The organism is Burkholderia sp. 9120, assembly GCF_000745015.1.
In the GTDB taxonomy this organism is placed as follows: Bacteria; Pseudomonadota; Gammaproteobacteria; order Burkholderiales; family Burkholderiaceae; genus Paraburkholderia.
Genome location: NZ_JQNA01000002.1, coordinates 1,252,818 through 1,269,502 on the forward strand (window position 1 = coordinate 1,252,818; position 16,685 = coordinate 1,269,502).

Here is a 16,685-nt window from a genome sequence, read left to right on the forward strand (position 1 = left end):
GTTTAAACTCGACGGATTGCGTTCTCGCGCGTCCGTCATTCGTTGATGTCTAGCATGCACACGGTAGTTTTCGGCTGGTTCGGCGGGTCGGCCGTCTGGTTCATTCCTCTTTTGTGGCGTCTCGTGAAGTCGGTGCTGCCGGGCGGCGCGGGTTTGCGCGGTCCGGGCACGATCCGGCTGTGGCTCGGCTTCGTCTGCGTGATGGTGGCGAGCTGCACGCTGGAGGCGTCGCTGCTCGACGTGGTCGGCGTGAACGGTGTCGGCCACGCGCTGGCCGCGGGCTTCGGCCATCTGCTCGGGCATATCGGCACGCCGCTCGCGGCGCTGGCGCTGCTCGGCATCAGCCTGCCCTGGCTGATCGATTTCCGCTGGCGCGATGTCGCCGTGTGGGCCGACGGCGCGTTCGGGCTGGGCTTGTCGCGCGGGCTGGCTAAACGCGATGAAGAAGCGCGCCGTCATCGCAGCGTCGATGAGGGTGTGTCGTCGCATGTGTCGCCGACGACTAATACGATGGCGCCCAAGACTAACGGGCGTTACGCGCGGCCGACGGTGTGGCGGCCGCCCTCGCGTGGGCGTGGGGCGGATGTGGCGGCGGGTGCGGCGGGTGCTGCTGCGGCGGCTAAGGATGCGGCGGCGCGGAATTCCGGCGCGAGCTGGCGTGCTGGTGCGACGCCGTCGCGGGCCCGCGCGGCGCAGCCGGCGGAGCCGGTGCTGCGCACGGGTGTTGCGACACCGCCGCGACAAGCGCAGATGCCCGCGCAAAAGTCGGGCGCGGATAAGGCTGCGTGGATGCCCGCTGAGCCGGTTGCGCCGGCGGGATGGTTGCGCGAGCAAAGGTCGGCGGGATCGGCGGCGGGTACGGCGGGGTTGGCTGGTGCTGCCGGATTGGCCGGTGCTGCGGGTTCGGCTAGCGCGTCGGGATTGGCTGGTGCCTCAGGTTTGGCCGGTGCTGCGGGCGCCGCGAATGCCGGCGGTTTGGCCAGCGCTGCCGGTCTGGCGAGCGCCGCAGGTTTGGCAAGTACCGCAAGCTCTGCTGCCGCTCAAACCAGCGCCGCGAGAGCTGCCCAGACCATGACTGCGGCTGCGACACGCGCCACGCCTCGCACTGCTGGGCCAGCTCTTACAAGTTCACCCGCGAACACGTCTGCGGGTTCCGTGAGGAACGCCACAGTTCAGACGGGTCGTCCGTCGACGGGCCAAAGTTCCGCGAATCCGGCGGGTCCGATCAATCGCGCTACCGTGCAGCGACAACCGTCCCCAGTTGCGCCGCGTGCCGACATCGCAATGTCGACGGCAAGCACACGCCGCCCCGGCGCGTCCGCATACACGCGGCCCATGCCGACGACGCAAAAAGTCGCACCGCCCGCGAGCGTCGAGGAAACGCTGCGCAGCATCGCCGAAAACACCGCACGCTGGACCGACATTGCCGGCGTGAGCCTCGCGCGCACGAGCGGCGCGGAAAATGCAAAGCTCGGCACGGGGCCTGCGAATACGGCGGTCTCGGCTGCGGCCGAAGCTGAGCATGGTCAACCGGCGCAACCCACAGTTGAAACGGCGCAGGCTGAAGCTGCGTCCGCGATATCGCCTGAAGCACGGCATGCGGATAGCGCATTCGATGCGCCGCTTGGCGCGGACGCTCACTCTGATATCGAAGCGGAAGCAGATGCTCACGCCCGCGCTGACACCAAAACCCACGTCGACACTGACGCCAACGCCGAACCCGTCGTGCAATGGCCGATTGAACCGCCGGTCATTCAGCCACCGTTGACGGCCGCGCCGGCATTCGCGCCGGTTGTAGCGCCCGCATCGGCGACGGATGCGCCTGTGGCCGGATCCTCGCCAGCGACGACGTCCATGACCGACACATCGCCAGCGCCGACATCCGCGGCTGAATCCTCGCGCGCACCGGCAACGCCGCCGACGCCCGTGACTTCGTTCATCCCCACGGTTGCCGTTGCGCCCAATTCGCAGTCGGCCGCGTCTGTCGCAACGCCCACGCCGTTCCAGATCTTTGCGGCCCGCCTGCAACAGAGCGAGACCTCCGACAACGCGTCTCCGTTAGACGACGCGGAAAACGCAGAAAACGCAGAAAACGACGCAACGCCATCCGTCGCTCACACGGAAGCCTTGACGAACACCAGCGTCGAAGATGCGCACCCGGCCGCCCAGTTCTCGGCGCGTGCACACGTAGCGACATCGGAAACCGCAGCGCCAGTTGGGAACGCGGCAACAACGCACCCGGCAGATGCCGAGCCAGTCGCTCAGCCGCCATCCACAACGCCGGCGCCGGTTGCCGAGGTCGTCATTCCGAAGCCGCTCGCGCCCTGGGAAACCGTCAACAGTGTTGCCGCGTCGTCGCACGCGGCGCTGTCAGCGAGCGAATCGCCTGCGCGCAGCAACGCACTGTCGGAAACATCGGTGCCGCCGCATCAAGTCACGCCGTCGTCGCCGCGCATCGAGAGCCCGAGTGACAACGTGGCACCACGCGCAGCGGAACCGGTGGACTCCCCTGCCCCATCCGTTGCATCGGAGACATCCGAATCGTCAGCGGCCCATAGCGCGGCGGACGTAGTCGCCGCCGTGCGGCCGACCGACGTCCCTCCGTCTGCTTCGAACGTGGTCCGCTTCCCGTTCGCGGTGCAGGCCGCGCCGGTCGATTCGAGCCCGATCGTCGTCGAAGCCGCCGACCCGTCAGCGCAAGCAGGCATAGCTTCGCAGTCGGCATTGCCCGCCGGACACGTCGAACCCATCGAAGCCATCGAGCCAAACGAACCGATCGAGTCCAGCGAACCGGCCGAACCCACCGAACCCCCCCCGCCACCCAGCGCCCACCCGTACGCGGCCACAGCCCCGCCAACGGTTTCGAATTCCGCGCGCCCGCCGCATCGATGGTCGAACTCCCGACCCTCGACCTGCTCGCGCCCGCCGACATTGACATCGAACCGGTCTCGGAAGAAAAGCTGATCGAAACCGGCCTGCTGATCGAACAGCGTCTGCAGGAGTTCAAGGTGCCGGTCACCGTGGTCGGCGCATCGGCCGGTCCGGTCATCACGCGTTTCGAAGTCGAGCCGGCGCTCGGCGTGCGCGGCAGTCAGATCGTCGGTCTGATGAAGGATCTGTCGCGCGGCCTCGGCCTCACGTCGATCCGCGTGGTCGAAACGATTCCCGGCAAGACCTGCATGGGTCTCGAACTGCCGAACGCGAAACGGCAAACCATCCGTCTGTCCGAAATCCTCGAAGCAAGCGTCTATCAGAACTCGCATTCGCAACTGACGCTCGCGATGGGCAAGGACATCACCGGCCATCCGGTGGTGGCCGATCTGGCGAAGGCGCCGCACATGCTGGTCGCGGGCACCACGGGGTCGGGCAAGTCGGTGGCGATCAACGCGATGATCTGCTCGCTGCTCTACAAGGCGACGCCCGAAGAAGTGCGCCTGATCATGATCGACCCGAAGATGCTGGAGCTGTCGGTCTACGAAGGCATTCCGCATCTGCTCGCGCCGGTCGTCACGGATATGAAGCTGGCGGCCAACGCGCTGAACTGGTGTGTCGGCGAAATGGAAAAACGCTACCGCCTGATGTCCGCGGTCGGCGTGCGTAACCTGCCCGGTTTCAACCAGAAAATCCGCGACGCCGAAGCCAAGGGCAAGAAGCTCGGCAATCCGTTCTCGCTGACGCCGGAAGCCCCCGAGCCGCTCGCGCCGCTGCCGCTGATCGTGGTGGTGATCGACGAGTTGGCCGATCTGATGATGGTGGCCGGCAAGAAGATCGAAGAGCTGATCGCGCGCCTCGCACAGAAAGCGCGCGCCGCCGGCATCCACCTGATTCTGGCGACGCAGCGGCCGTCGGTCGACGTGATCACCGGCCTCATCAAGGCAAACATTCCGACGCGCGTGGCGTTCCAGGTGTCGTCCAAAATCGACTCGCGCACGATTCTCGACCAGATGGGCGCGGAGTCGCTGCTCGGTCAGGGCGACATGCTGTTCCTGCCGCCGGGCACCGGCTACCCGCAGCGCGTGCACGGCGCGTTCGTCGCGGATGAAGAAGTGCATCGCATCGTCGAATACCTGAAGCAGTTCGGCGAGCCGCAATACGAAGAAGGCATTCTCGATGGTCCCGCCACCGACGGCGGCGCGGCCCAGGACCTGTTCGGCGAATCGCCCGACGCGGAAGCCGATCCGCTTTACGACGAAGCGGTCGCCTTCGTGGTGCGCACGCGGCGCGCGTCGATCTCGTCGGTGCAGCGGCAATTGCGCATCGGCTATAACCGCGCGGCGCGTCTGGTCGAGCAGATGGAAACCGCTGGGCTGGTGTCGGCGATGGGCATCAACGGCAGCCGCGAAGTGCTCGCGCCAGGACCTGCGGAGTAACTTCGGGGTCACTGCGCGATCGAAAGCGAAACACGCAGCCAAAGCAAAACGGGCCGCTCAACTGAGCGGCCCGTTTTTTTATCCAGCGCGTGAGATCAAGGGAAATCAACTCACGCTGCCTCGACGCTCACGACGGCGACACCAGCTTGAAGTCCACCGGCGAATCGATCTCGATCCGCTTCGGGTTCGCCTCGAGCAAGCCGCTCTGCTGATCGCGTTTGAACACATACACCGTGCCGCTATTCTGATTGCCGACGATCAGCCAGTTGCCGGTCGGATCGATCGCGAACTCACGCGGCGACTTGCCGAGGCTCGATTGATGGCCGATCTTCTTCAGGTGCCCATTCGTCGGATCCACCGAGAAAATCACGATGTCGTTCGCGTCGCCGCGATTGGACGCGTAGAGAAAGCGCCCATCCGGCGAAAGATGGATCGCCGAGCCGCCCACCGCGCCCTTGAAGCCCGGCTCGGTCAGCGAAAGAGTCTGCACCTGCGTGAGCTTGCCGTCGTCGTAATTGAACGTGCTGACCGTGCCCGCCAGTTCGCTCGTCAGATACGCCTGCTTGCCGTTGGCGCCGAACACCAGGTGACGCGGTCCCGTGCCCGCCTTCTCCTGCGTATAGCGCCAGTCGGTCGGACCGAACAGGCCGCGGCTGCCGTCCGGCGTGTAACGGTACGAGTACAGCTTGTCGGCGCCGAGATCTTGCGCGAACAGATAGTGACCGTCCGGCGAGAACACCGTGGAGTGCACGTGCGAATTGTCCTGACGTCCCTTCACCGGACCGCCGCCTTCATGATGCACGGTCAGCACAGAAGCGCCGACCTGGCCGTCGTCCTGCAACGGGAACACCGCGAAGCTGCCGCCCGGGTCGGCCGCGACTGAGTAGTTCGCCGTCAGCAGATACTTGCCGTCCGGCGACAGGCTCAGATAGCACGGATCGTTGCCGTCCGACGAGACCTTGTTGAGGAAGCTCAGTTGCCCGCTCGCGGCATCGAAGCGGAACGCGCTGATGCCGCCGCGCTGCGAAGCCGGGCCGTTGTCGCCGGGCAATTCGTTGACCGCGTAGACGAAGCGGCGGTCGCGGCTCACCACCAGATACGACGGGTTGACCGTCTGCGCGACCGAGACGCGTGTCGCTTCGCCCGTCTTCGTGTCGAAGCGATAGACGTAGAGCCCCTGGCTCGTGCCGCCGGTGTAAGTACCGACCAGCATGTCGTAAACACCATCGGCCGGTACCGGGCCGGAATCTTGCGCAAACGCATGCGTTGCAACAATCGAGACCATGAGCGCGAAACCTTTTATTATCGAACGGACGGAGCGCAACGGAGCAGGCCGCCCCGCGCGCCATGAAGTGGATTGAGCCGCGTCGGTAGCAGCGGCAGGCTGATGAGAATCCGCGACGGCACGCTGAGCGGCCCGGTGACGACGAAGCATTGAGACCTCCTGGACATCGGTTATTCGGTGAATCGGTTGTAGTGGTGTCTCTGGTCTGCCGCGCGATGGGTCGAGCGTTGTTCTTGTCGAAGCAGTATAGAAGCGTTGTGTCGGATCATGCAGCGAATCCGGTCGACTCGCAGGCTGCTGCATGCGAAGCTGCATCAGTAAATAGTGTCCCGCCTGACGGGGCATTTTTTCAATCTTTTTCAATCGTGTCTCACGCGTCTCACACTTTGGAGTCTTCATGAACGTCACACTCAGCCTGGGCCCGCTCGTTTCGTTGATCGCCGGCATTCTGATTCTCGTCATGCCGCGCTTGCTGAACTACATCGTCGCGCTCTATCTGATCATCATCGGCATCATCGGGATCTTCGGCATGGGGTCGACGCATTTCTGAACCAGGCAGCGGACCCGCAGCGCGAACGCAACCCGTGGACGCACGAAAACGCACGACCGGCATTTGAATCCGGTCGTGCGTTGGTTCAGGGTGAAGAGGTGAAGGGCGGAAGCGCGCGAGCGCGCTTCAGCGTCAGTTCGTCACGCGGCCGGTAGTCGGACCGATGGTCTTCCCGACAGTCAGCCGTTCGAAAGCTGATCGAGACGCAGACGCCCCTGCAACGACAATCCGCCAACGGCATAATGGCCGTCACCGTGTTGATAGCGGCGGAAGCAGGCCCGTTCGACCAGAAATGCCATGGCCGTCAACATGCCGTTGCGGCTTAGGCCCAACCGGCCATGATCGAGAGGCAACATCGAATCGTCGGCCACTTTGCTCGCGGCCGAGAGTATGGTGATGCAATCGGTTTTCGACGGGTTCAGCATCGTTCGGATCCTCGGAAGCGGCGTCTGGTTGCGCCAGGGGCAAGGCCGATCACGATCCGGAGCGTTCCGGGCATCGGCTCGAAATCCGATTGTAGGCAGGGATTTGACAATTTACCAACCCGCGTTTCGCGGTATTGCCCGATGAACCAAAGCGCATTAGGCGAGTCCGGTAATAACCACGACCTCGCGCGCGGCGGTGCTCGCCGTGCGTCACTCTGACACGCTATTCCATGCCCGCACTCATCGAAGACTATGCGCTTATCGGCGACGGCCACACGGCCGCGCTTGTCTCCCGCGACGGTTCCGTCGACTGGCTCTGCTGGCCGCGTTTCGACTCCGGCGCCTGCTTCGCCGCCCTGCTCGGCACGCCCGACAACGGCCGCTGGCTGATCGCGCCGGTCACGGACGCTACGCCCACCTTCACCCGCCGGTATCGCGGCGAAACCCTGATTCTCGAAACCGATATCGAAACGCCTGAGGGCGCCGTCACGCTGATCGACTTCATGCCGCCAGGCAACGGCTGGTCGGAGATGGTCCGCATCGTGGTCGGCAAACGCGGCAGCGTGCGCATGAAGATGGAACTGGTGCTGCGCTTCGACTATGGCTTTTCGGTGCCGTGGGTTGACCGCCTGAAGCACGACAACGGCATCAAGGCGATCGTCGGGCCGGACACCGCCGTGCTGCGCACGCCTGTCGAATTGCGCGGCGAGGATATGAAAACGGTCGCCGAATTCACCGTGAACGAAGGCGAACGCGTGCCGTTTTCGCTCGCCTACGCGCCCTCGCATCTGCGCATTCCGCCCGCGCGCGATCCGCATACGTCGCTCGCGCGCACCGAGAATCACTGGCTCGAATGGTCGGCGCGCGGCACGGTCGAAGGACGCTGGGCCGAGCCGATCCGCCGCTCGCTGATCACGCTGAAGGCGCTCGCCTATGAGCCGACCGGCGGCATTGTCGCCGCGCCCACCACCTCGCTGCCGGAACAGCTCGGCGGCACGCGCAACTGGGACTACCGTTACTGCTGGCTGCGCGACGCCACCATCACGCTGCTCGCGATGATGCGCGGCGGCTACTTCGACGAAGCGCGCGCGTGGCGCAGTTGGCTCGGCCGCGTAATGGCCGGCGCGCCGGATCAGTTGCAGATCATGTACGGCATTGCCGGCGAGCGGCGTTTGCCGGAGTTCGAGATCGACTGGCTGTCGGGCTATCAGGACGCCAAGCCGGTGCGGATCGGCAACAACGCGGTCGGCCAGCGTCAGCTCGACGTGTACGGCGAAGTGATGAACGCGCTGCATCTGGCGCGCGTGGGCGGCCTGCAGGCGGACGACACGGCGTGGAACGTGCAGCGCGCGCTGCTGAGCCACCTCGACACGATCTGGCAGGAACCCGACGAAGGCATCTGGGAAACCCGCGGCGGCCGCCAGCACTTTACATTCTCGAAGGTGATGGCGTGGGTCGCGTTCGACCGCGCGATCCGTTCGGCGGAAATGTTCCAACTCGAGGGCCCGCTCGACGCATGGCGCGCCACTCGCGCCACGATTCACGCGCAGGTTTGCGAACAGGCGTGGAATCCGACGCTCAACGCGTTCTCGCAGTCGTACGGCAGCGATCAACTCGACGCCAGCGTCTTGCTGATGCCGATGGTCGGCTTCCTGCCGCCCGACGATCCGCGCGTTAAAGGCACGGTCGCGGCAATCGAAAAAAATCTGATGCACGACGGCTTCGTGATGCGCTACCGCACCACCGAATTCGACGACGGCCTGCCGCCCGGCGAAGGCACGTTCCTCGCGTGCTCGTTCTGGATGGTGGACAACCTCGCGCTGCAAGGCCGCCTCGACGAAGCGATCGCCATGTACGAGCGCCTGCTCGCGCTCGCTAACGACGTCGGCTTGCTCGCGGAAGAATACGATCCGGCGACGAAACGCCTCGTCGGCAATTTCCCGCAGGCGTTTTCGCATGTGGCGCTGGTGCACACCGGCCTGAACCTGATGAAACACGAACAGCAGATGGCCCAGGCGACCGGACAGCCGCCGCATAACGGCACCGGACAGTCGGAACTTGAGGCTGAGGCAAGCCCCGATAGCGGCGGAGCAGCATCGCCAGTAGCATGATTTAATGACAGTTTGCGTGCAGGTAGTACGCGAATTGCTGCATTGCACAAGTAGGCGTTGTTCGATATGATCGGACAGATTGTTGGCCGAAAATCAATGCGCCCACAACCAATTTGGCCCGCCACAACGCCACACGCGTGTTTGCGAAGCCCCATGCGAACCGCCTTGAAACGGAGCACCCATGCTCTACCAATTGCACGAATTCCAGCGGGCGATGTTGAGCCCTCTCACCGCCTGGGCCCAGGCCGCTTCCAAATCATTCGCGAATCCCGCCAGCCCGCTAGCTTATGTGCCCGGCGCCACGCGCCTCTCGGCCGGTTACGAACTGCTCTACCGGCTCGGCAAAGATTACGAAAAGCCTGAGTTCAACCTTCACCAGATTGTCAAAGACGGTCACAACATTCCGATCATCGAACAAGCGATCATCGAGAAACCGTTTTGCCGCCTGATGCGCTTCAAGCGTTTCGCGGACGACAGCGACGCTGTTGCCCAATTGAAAGATGAGCCGGTCGTGCTGGTGTGCGCGCCGTTGTCGGGCCACCACGCCACCTTGCTGCGCGACACCGTGCGCACGTTGTTGCAGGATCACAAGGTCTACCTGACCGACTGGATCGATGCCCGCATGGTGCCGCTCGAAGCCGGCGAGTTCCGTCTGGACGATTACGTCGCCTACATTCAGGAATTCATCCGCCACATCGGCGCGAAGAACCTGCACGTCATTTCGGTATGCCAGCCCACGGTGCCGGTGCTCGCCGCCATTTCGCTGATGGCGAGCCGCGGCGAAGAAACGCCGCGCACCATGACGATGATGGGTGGCCCGATCGACGCGCGTAAGAGCCCGACCTCGGTCAACTCGCTCGCCACGCAGCACTCGTACGGTTGGTTCGAGAACAACGTGATCTTCACGGTACCGCCGAATTATCCGGGCGTGGGCCGTAAGGTTTACCCGGGCTTTCTGCAGCACACCGGTTTCGTCGCGATGAATCCGGAACGTCACGCGGCTTCGCACTGGGACTTCTACCAGAGCCTGCTGCGCGGCGACGAAGACGACGCGGAAGCGCATCGCCGTTTCTACGACGAGTACAACGCCGTGCTCGACATGGACGCCGATTACTATCTCGACACGATCCGCGTGGTGTTCCAGGACTTCAATCTGGCCGAAGGCACGTGGGACGTGTCCGGTGAACGTGTGCGTCCGCAGGACATCACGAAGACCGCGCTATTCACGATTGAAGGCGAGCTCGACGATATTTCCGGCGACGGCCAGACCTATGCCGCGCACGATCTGTGCACCGGCATTCCGGAGAAGGACAAGCGTCACTTCACTGCGGAAAAGTGCGGACACTACGGCATTTTCTCGGGGCGCCGCTGGCGCACCATCATCTATCCGCAGTTGCGCGACTTCATCCTCGAGCACAATAAAGCGCCGAAGGTCGTGAAGGAAAAAGTCGAAGCCTGACTCTGACTGAATACCCAGCGCGTAGTCACTCACAACGGCCTCTTCGGAGGCCGTTGTTGTTTATAAAGCCGGCAAGTGATAGCGCGAGTACGACGGTTAGGAATACCGCGCGAATACCGCGGCATTCCACCCACCGCGATATTCGCCGCTACTTTCGCAACAGATACGCGAGCAGCAACTCGGTGTTCATCTGAACCACTTCGCTGCGTTCGGTCGCACTGCTGAAATCGCGGCCAAGGGTGGCCTCGAGCGTGAAGCGGTTCGACACGATGTAATAACCCATGCCGGACAGCGTCACATAGAAGCGCAACGGATCGACGTTGGTGCGAAACAGTCCCGCGCGTTGACCCCGCTCGAGAATGCCGCCGAGCGTGGCGACGATCGGCGAGATCATTTCGCGGATGCGCGTCGACTTCTGCATGTAGCGTGCTTCATGCAGATTTTCGTTGTTGATGAGACGTAGCAGTTCGGGATGATCGCGGTAGTAATCCCAAACAAAATGCGCGAGGCGCGTCACGGCCTCGACCGGCGCGATACCGGCCAGTTCGAGCGTGCGTTCCGCTTCGTTGAGCGCGCTGAACGCGTGCTCGAGTACCGCAGTAAAAAGCTGCTCCTTGCTACCGAAGTAGTAATAGAGCATGCGTTCATTCGTCTCCGCGCGGCGGGCGATCTGATCGACGCGCGCGCCGAATAGCCCCCCATTTGCAAACTCTTCGGCCGCCGCAAGCAGAATGCGGCGCCGCGTGCCTTCAGGATCTCTTTTGATTTTCGGCTGATTCATGGTGGCATCATCTTCGTGAGCCGCGTTATCCGGATCGCGCCGCCGGTCTCTCCTCGGACCTTGCACCGACAGCGTTGAACGGGCGCGCCATGGTTGGGGGACACCCTTCTGCGGTCTTTCGAAAAAGCGCTTCGATTATGGCACATGGATTGCGGATGGCAATTGGGGAAATCGGCGATAATGTGCTATTTAGTTCAAGCTGTGCGGCCGCAAGCCAAGCCCCAACGTCGTGACCGTGACAGACAATAAAACACTCGCAGATCGCATCGAAGATCTGCTCCCCCAGACGCAATGCACGAAGTGCGGTTATCCCGCGTGCCGGCCTTATGCCGAAGCCGTCGCGAGCGGCGCAGCGCTCTATAACCAGTGCCCGCCGGGCGGCGCCGAAGGCATCGCGCGTCTCGCCGCGTTGCTCGGCAAACCCGCGATCCCGCTCAATTCCGCCAATGGCGTGGAAAGGCCCCGGCCGTTGGCGGTTATCGACGAACAGGTTTGCATCGGCTGTACGTTGTGCATGCAGGCGTGTCCGGTGGACGCGATAGTTGGCGCACCGAAACAGATGCATACGGTGATCGCCGAACGCTGCACCGGCTGCGATCTGTGCGTGCCGCCCTGCCCCGTCGATTGCATTGCGCTGCCGCCGGTCACCGGCGCGGCGACCGGTTGGGACGCGTGGAGCCAGAGCCAGGCCGACACGGCACGCGAGCGCCATAACCGGCGCGAAGCACGCCTTGCACGCGAACGCGAAGCCGCCGAAGCGCGTGCTGCAGCGCGGCGAGCCGGCAGCGGCGCCACTGTCGCAGTGGCCCAAACGGTTGAAGCCGGCGCCTCGGTTGCACCCGCAGCCGCCGCCGTGGAAGACGCCGACGCGAAGAAACGCGCGATCATCCAGGCCGCGCTCGAACGGGCTCGCAAGAAGAAAGAGGAGTTGGCCGCCAAGGGCCAGGGGCCGCTGAACACCGAGCAGGTCAGCGCGGACGTGCAAGCGCAGATCGACGCCGCCGAAGCACGCCGCCGCCGTCTCGCACTCGCCGCGGCCGATGCCGGCGCCAGCGCCGGCCAGAGCGACGACACATCGGCCAACGCCACCCCCGCCGCCGGCGCCGCCAAAACCGGCCCGTCGTCCAAGCCGCACTAACAGCCCCTGCACCCGCACGCTCACTCAGCATGAACGCGAACAAACGCCGCGCCATCTACGAAACGCTTCAGAGTCTCAACCCGCATCCGACCACCGAGCTCGAATACACCTCACCGTTCGAACTGCTGATCGCCGTGCTGCTGTCCGCGCAAGCTACCGACGTGTCGGTCAACAAGGCGATGCGCAAGATGTTTCCGGTCGCGAACACGCCGCAGCACGTGTTCGATCTCGGCGAGGAAGGCGTGGTCGGGTATATCAGGACCATCGGCCTGTACCGGACCAAGGCCAAAAACGTTATCGCGACCTGCCGGATTCTGCTCGACCAGTTCGGCGGCGAAGTGCCCGAAGATCGCGAAGCGCTCGAAAGCCTGCCGGGCGTCGGCCGCAAGACCGCCAACGTCATTCTGAACACGGCGTTCGGTCATCCGACCATCGCCGTCGATACGCACATCTTTCGGGTTGCCAATCGAACCGGTCTGGCGCCGGGCAAAGACGTGCGCACGGTCGAAGCAGCGCTGGAGAAATTCACGCCCGCCGAGTTCAGGCAGGACGCGCACCACTGGCTGATCCTGCACGGCCGCTATGTGTGCAAGGCACGCAAGCCCGAATGCTGGCATTGCACGATCGAACCGCTCTGCGAGTTCCGGCCGAAGACGCCGCCGCCGGATCTGTGAGCGCACGCCCAGCATGGCGCCCGGTCCCGGCGTAAAATGTCGGGCTTCACGGGCGGCTCGCCGCCCCACATAACGCCCCACCCACAGCACCGGTCCCACGATGTTCAATCCCAGCCGCGATGAAGTCCGCCTCTTTTTCACCGACACCTGGCGCAAACAGCGTCAAGGCGAAATTCTGACGCCGCTGGAGGCGATCGCCGCCGACTGGATCGTCGAACATCCCGAGTACCACGCCGACCTCACCGACGGCGACGCCGCGCAGGCCCAGGACTACTCGCCCGAGCGCGGCCAGACCAATCCGTTCCTGCATCTGTCGATGCATCTGGCGATCACCGAGCAGTTGTCGATCGACCAGCCGCCCGGCATTCGCGCCGCGCACGAACGACTCGCCGCGCGCCTCGGTTCCACTCACGAAGCGCAGCACGCCATCATGGACTGCCTCGGCGAGACCATCTGGGAAGCGCAGCGCACCGGCACGCCACCGGACACGGACGCGTATCTGCAGCGTATCGAGCGGCGCGCCACCCGCGACTGACGTGCCGGACTGGCGCCCGGGATTAACGCCCGAGACAAACCCAAAACCGACGCCCCAAAAGCAAAACACCCCGCCGAAGCGGGGTGTTTTTCATTCAGGAAGCCGCGCGCGGCAACCAGCCGGACGCGCTTACTTCTTCTGCACCAGATCGCCGTTCAGCGATTCGACATAAGCGGCGATGTCTTTCATATCGCCTTGCGACAGGCTCTGCACCTGCGCCTGCATGATCGCGTTGTTGCGACCGAGGTGCGGGTTGCCGTTGCCCATCTGGTATTGGCGCAGCGCCCAATAGACGTAATCGGCGTGCTGACCGGCAAGCTTCGGATACTCCGGGCTCACCGGCTTGTTCAGGTTGACGCCGTGGCAAGCCGCGCAGTTGTGGGCGTCGGCCAGCACCTTGCCGTTGCCGGCGTCGGCGGCATGCGCGAGGTTCGCTGCAACCAGACCGATTACTGCCGCCGACGCGCATGCAGCCTTGAACACCGTGTGGAGTGCCTGTTGTGGCTTATTCATGAATTCTCCTATCCCGCGAATTGATTAACCGGGTGACTGGACGGACGACCGCGGCCGATCACTTGTCGGGATTGCTTTTCGAAGAGGAATTTTGCGCTGCGTAGTAAGCGGCGATGTCGGCGATGTCCTGATCGGACAGCGACGTGGTGATCGCATGCATGGTTTCGAAGTGGCGGTCGCCCTTCTTGTAACCGTGCATGGCGTTTTCGAGGTACTGCTGATTCTGGCCACCCAGCATAGGCACGCGGTACACCTCAGGGTAAGCCGTGCGGTATTCGGGAATGCCGTGGCAGCCGATACACATTGCGACCTTGCCTTGACCCGCCTTGGCATTGCCGACGACATCCGCTGCCTGCACACTGGCCGCATAGCCCGCGAGCACCGACAGCGCTGCGATCACGACGTGTTTGCCGACGAATTTATTCATAGCATGTAACCTGGCATGAGGGGAACGGGCGCCCAAAAAGGCAACGGCCCGCGCCGTTCTTCTTATAGGGTAGCCACGCAGGCCAAAAAAATCGGACTAATTGTACCGCGACGTCGCGCGAAACGTCCACCGAGCGGGGTGGACGGCCCGTCCGCCCGCCGCAAAGCCAGCGCTAGCGTAGCTTTGCTCCGCCGTGCGGCATCGCGGGTCACACCTTACGCGAGCCCGTTTCGGGCCAACAGGCCTTCTGACTTATACTGGGTTTTTTCCCAAAAAAGAGCATCTCGCCATGCGTTTCGAAGGCTCATCGCAGTACGTCGCCACCGACGACCTCAAGCTCGCGGTCAACGCCGCGATGACGCTGAAGCGCCCGCTGCTCATCAAGGGCGAGCCCGGCACCGGCAAAACCATGCTCGCGGAAGAAGTCGCCGCCGCGCTCGGCATGCCGTTGATGCAGTGGCATATCAAGTCCACCACCAAGGCCCAGCAAGGGCTGTACGAGTACGACGCGGTGTCGCGCCTGCGCGATTCGCAGCTCGGCGACGAACGCGTCAAGGACATCCGCAATTACATCGTGAAGGGCGTGCTGTGGCAGGCGTTCGAAGCGGACGAGCAGACCGTGCTGCTGATCGACGAGATCGACAAGGCCGACATCGAGTTTCCGAACGATCTGCTGCGCGAACTCGACCGCATGGAGTTCTACGTGTACGAGACGCACGAGCTGATCCGCGCGAAACATCGCCCGCTCGTGATCATCACGTCGAACAACGAGAAGGAATTGCCCGACGCCTTTCTGCGCCGCTGCTTTTTCCACTACATCAAGTTTCCCGATCCGGTCACGATGCAGCAGATCGTCGAGGTGCACTACCCCGGCATCAAGAAAGAACTGCTGGCCGCGGCCATGCAGAGCTTTTTCGAACTGCGCAATGTCGCCGGCCTGAAGAAGAAGCCGTCCACCTCGGAACTGCTCGACTGGCTCAAGCTGCTGCTCGCCGAAGACATTCCGCCCGAAGCGCTGCGCTCGACCGACCAGAAACAGATCATCCCGCCGCTGCACGGCGCGCTGCTGAAGAACGAACAGGACGTGAGCCTGTTCGAACGCCTGATCTTCATGAACCGCAACAACCGTTGATACCCGTCTGACGCGCGACCAGGGCGGCGCCGCGCAGACGCCGAGGCAACGCCACCCGCCACCGATGAGCCCGTCACACCGACCACCCGCCGCCGAGGACCCAGCATGCTGATCGACTTCTTCTACTCGCTGCGCGCCGCCAAGCTGCCGGTGTCGGTAAAGGAATATCTGACGCTGCTCGAGGCGCTCAAGGCCAACGTGATTGCGCCGTCGCTCGACGAGTTTTACTACCTGTCGCGCATCACGCTGGTCAAGGACGAGAAGTACTTCGACAAGTTCGACCAGGCGTTCGGCGCCTATTTCAGCGGCGTCGCGAAAGCGTCCGAACTGGCCTTCGACGTCCCGCTCGACTGGCTAAAGAAGAAGCTGCAACGCGATCTGTCGCCGGAGGAAAAAGCGCAGATCGAAGCCATGGGCGGCCTTGACAAGCTGATGGAGCGCCTCAAGGAACTGTTCGACGAACAGAAAGAGCGCCACGAAGGCGGCAGCAAATGGATCGGCACCGGCGGCACCTCGCCGTTCGGCAACGGCGGCTATAACCCGGAGGGCGTGCGCATCGGCGGCGACGCGGCGGGCAACCGCACCGCGGTGAAAGTGTGGGAATCGCGCGCCTATCGCGACTACGACGACCAGGTCGAAATCGGCACGCGCAATATCAAGGTCGCGCTGCGCCGTCTGCGCCGCTTCGCGCGCGAAGGCGCCGCCGAAGAACTCGACCTGCCCGACACGATCCGCAGCACCGCCGCGAACGCCGGCTGGCTCGATCTGAAGATGGTCCCGGAGCGGCACAACAAGGTGAAAGTGCTGATGCTGCTCGACGTGGGCGGCTCGATGGACGACCACATCAAGCGCGTCGAGGAACTTTTCTCCGCCGCCAAGGCCGAGTTCAAGCACCTCGAGTTCTATTACTTCCACAACTGTGTGTACGATTTTCTGTGGAAAAACAACCGCCGCCGTCACGCCGAGCGCATGCCGACGTGGGACGTGCTGCACAAATTCACGCCCGACTACAAGCTGATCTTCGTCGGCGACGCGACCATGAGCCCGTACGAAGTGCTGCAGCCGGGCGGCTCGGTCGAATACAACAATCCCGAGGCCGGCGCGGTCTGGCTACGGCGTCTCGCGGACCACTTCCCGCATCACGCGTGGCTCAATCCCGAACCGGAAGGGCTGTGGGCGTATCGCCAGTCGGTCAGCGCGATTCGCGAAGTGCTCGGCCACCGTATGTACCCGCTCACGCTCGCCGGGTTGGAGACCGCCATGCGCACGCTGAGCAAATAAATCC

At 63.7% G+C, this 16,685-nt stretch carries 13 protein-coding genes and 1 pseudogene; 9 read left to right on the plus strand and 5 right to left on the minus strand.

Annotated features, from left to right (window positions below):
• The first annotated feature begins 54 nt into the window (after positions 1-54).
• A pseudogene (locus tag FA94_RS13810) lies at positions 55-4,370 on the plus strand (DNA translocase FtsK).
• A gap of 127 nt (positions 4,371-4,497) precedes the next feature.
• Here FA94_RS13810 and FA94_RS13815 read toward each other — a convergent pair.
• Positions 4,498-5,805: a lactonase family protein gene (locus FA94_RS13815; RefSeq protein WP_081935916.1), complete on the minus strand. Its 1,308-nt coding sequence runs from the start codon at positions 5,803-5,805 to the stop codon at positions 4,498-4,500.
• Positions 5,806-6,052: 247 nt separating this feature from the next.
• Here FA94_RS13815 and FA94_RS37975 point away from each other — a divergent pair, with 247 nt between their 5' ends.
• Positions 6,053-6,205, plus strand: a complete 153-nt coding sequence (locus FA94_RS37975) for a DUF3096 domain-containing protein (protein WP_081935917.1) — start codon at positions 6,053-6,055, stop codon at positions 6,203-6,205.
• A gap of 179 nt (positions 6,206-6,384) precedes the next feature.
• Here FA94_RS37975 and FA94_RS13820 read toward each other — a convergent pair whose 3' ends face one another.
• Positions 6,385-6,630 (minus strand): hypothetical protein, encoded by a 246-nt coding sequence (locus tag FA94_RS13820; protein ID WP_035551979.1) that lies wholly within the window; start codon positions 6,628-6,630, stop codon positions 6,385-6,387.
• Between the two features lie 230 nt (positions 6,631-6,860).
• On the opposite strand from FA94_RS13820, the gene FA94_RS13825 reads away from it, so the two are divergent.
• Complete coding sequence (locus tag FA94_RS13825) at positions 6,861-8,741, plus strand: glycoside hydrolase family 15 protein (RefSeq protein ID WP_035551981.1); 1,881 nt, start codon at positions 6,861-6,863, stop codon at positions 8,739-8,741.
• A gap of 181 nt (positions 8,742-8,922) precedes the next feature.
• Positions 8,923-10,200, plus strand: a complete 1,278-nt coding sequence (locus FA94_RS13830) for a polyhydroxyalkanoate depolymerase (protein ID WP_035551984.1) — start codon at positions 8,923-8,925, stop codon at positions 10,198-10,200.
• A 148-nt stretch (positions 10,201-10,348) separates the two neighbouring features.
• Here the strand turns inward: FA94_RS13830 and FA94_RS13835 are convergent, their stop codons facing one another.
• On the minus strand, positions 10,349-10,981 hold the full coding sequence (locus FA94_RS13835; protein WP_035551986.1) for a TetR/AcrR family transcriptional regulator: 633 nt from the start codon (positions 10,979-10,981) through the stop codon (positions 10,349-10,351).
• A gap of 235 nt (positions 10,982-11,216) precedes the next feature.
• Here FA94_RS13835 and rsxB point away from each other — a divergent pair, with 235 nt between their 5' ends.
• The 3 genes from rsxB (at position 11,217) to FA94_RS13850 (ending at position 13,328) form a co-directional block, all read left to right on the plus strand.
• Positions 11,217-12,119: an electron transport complex subunit RsxB gene (gene rsxB, locus FA94_RS13840; RefSeq protein WP_035562084.1), complete on the plus strand. Its 903-nt coding sequence runs from the start codon at positions 11,217-11,219 to the stop codon at positions 12,117-12,119.
• A 29-nt stretch (positions 12,120-12,148) separates the two neighbouring features.
• The gene (nth, locus tag FA94_RS13845) at positions 12,149-12,793 is read left to right on the plus strand and encodes an endonuclease III (RefSeq protein WP_035551988.1); all 645 of its coding nucleotides are present in this window, start codon (positions 12,149-12,151) and stop codon (positions 12,791-12,793) included.
• Positions 12,794-12,893: 100 nt separating this feature from the next.
• The gene (locus tag FA94_RS13850; RefSeq protein WP_035551992.1) at positions 12,894-13,328 is read left to right on the plus strand and encodes a DUF1841 family protein; all 435 of its coding nucleotides are present in this window, start codon (positions 12,894-12,896) and stop codon (positions 13,326-13,328) included.
• A gap of 129 nt (positions 13,329-13,457) precedes the next feature.
• Here FA94_RS13850 and FA94_RS13855 read toward each other — a convergent pair whose 3' ends face one another.
• Both FA94_RS13855 and FA94_RS13860 read right to left on the minus strand, forming a co-directional pair.
• Positions 13,458-13,841: a c-type cytochrome gene (locus FA94_RS13855; protein ID WP_035551995.1), complete on the minus strand. Its 384-nt coding sequence runs from the start codon at positions 13,839-13,841 to the stop codon at positions 13,458-13,460.
• Between the two features lie 58 nt (positions 13,842-13,899).
• Complete coding sequence (locus FA94_RS13860) at positions 13,900-14,268, minus strand: c-type cytochrome (RefSeq protein ID WP_035551998.1); 369 nt, start codon at positions 14,266-14,268, stop codon at positions 13,900-13,902.
• Between the two features lie 289 nt (positions 14,269-14,557).
• Here FA94_RS13860 and FA94_RS13865 point away from each other — a divergent pair, with 289 nt between their 5' ends.
• On the plus strand, positions 14,558-15,400 hold the full coding sequence (locus FA94_RS13865) for an AAA family ATPase (RefSeq protein ID WP_035552001.1): 843 nt from the start codon (positions 14,558-14,560) through the stop codon (positions 15,398-15,400).
• 105 nt (positions 15,401-15,505) lie between these two features.
• A complete protein-coding gene (locus FA94_RS13870; RefSeq protein ID WP_035552004.1) occupies positions 15,506-16,681 on the plus strand; it encodes a vWA domain-containing protein in 1,176 nt (391 codons plus the stop codon).
• The last annotated feature ends 4 nt before the right edge of the window (positions 16,682-16,685 follow it).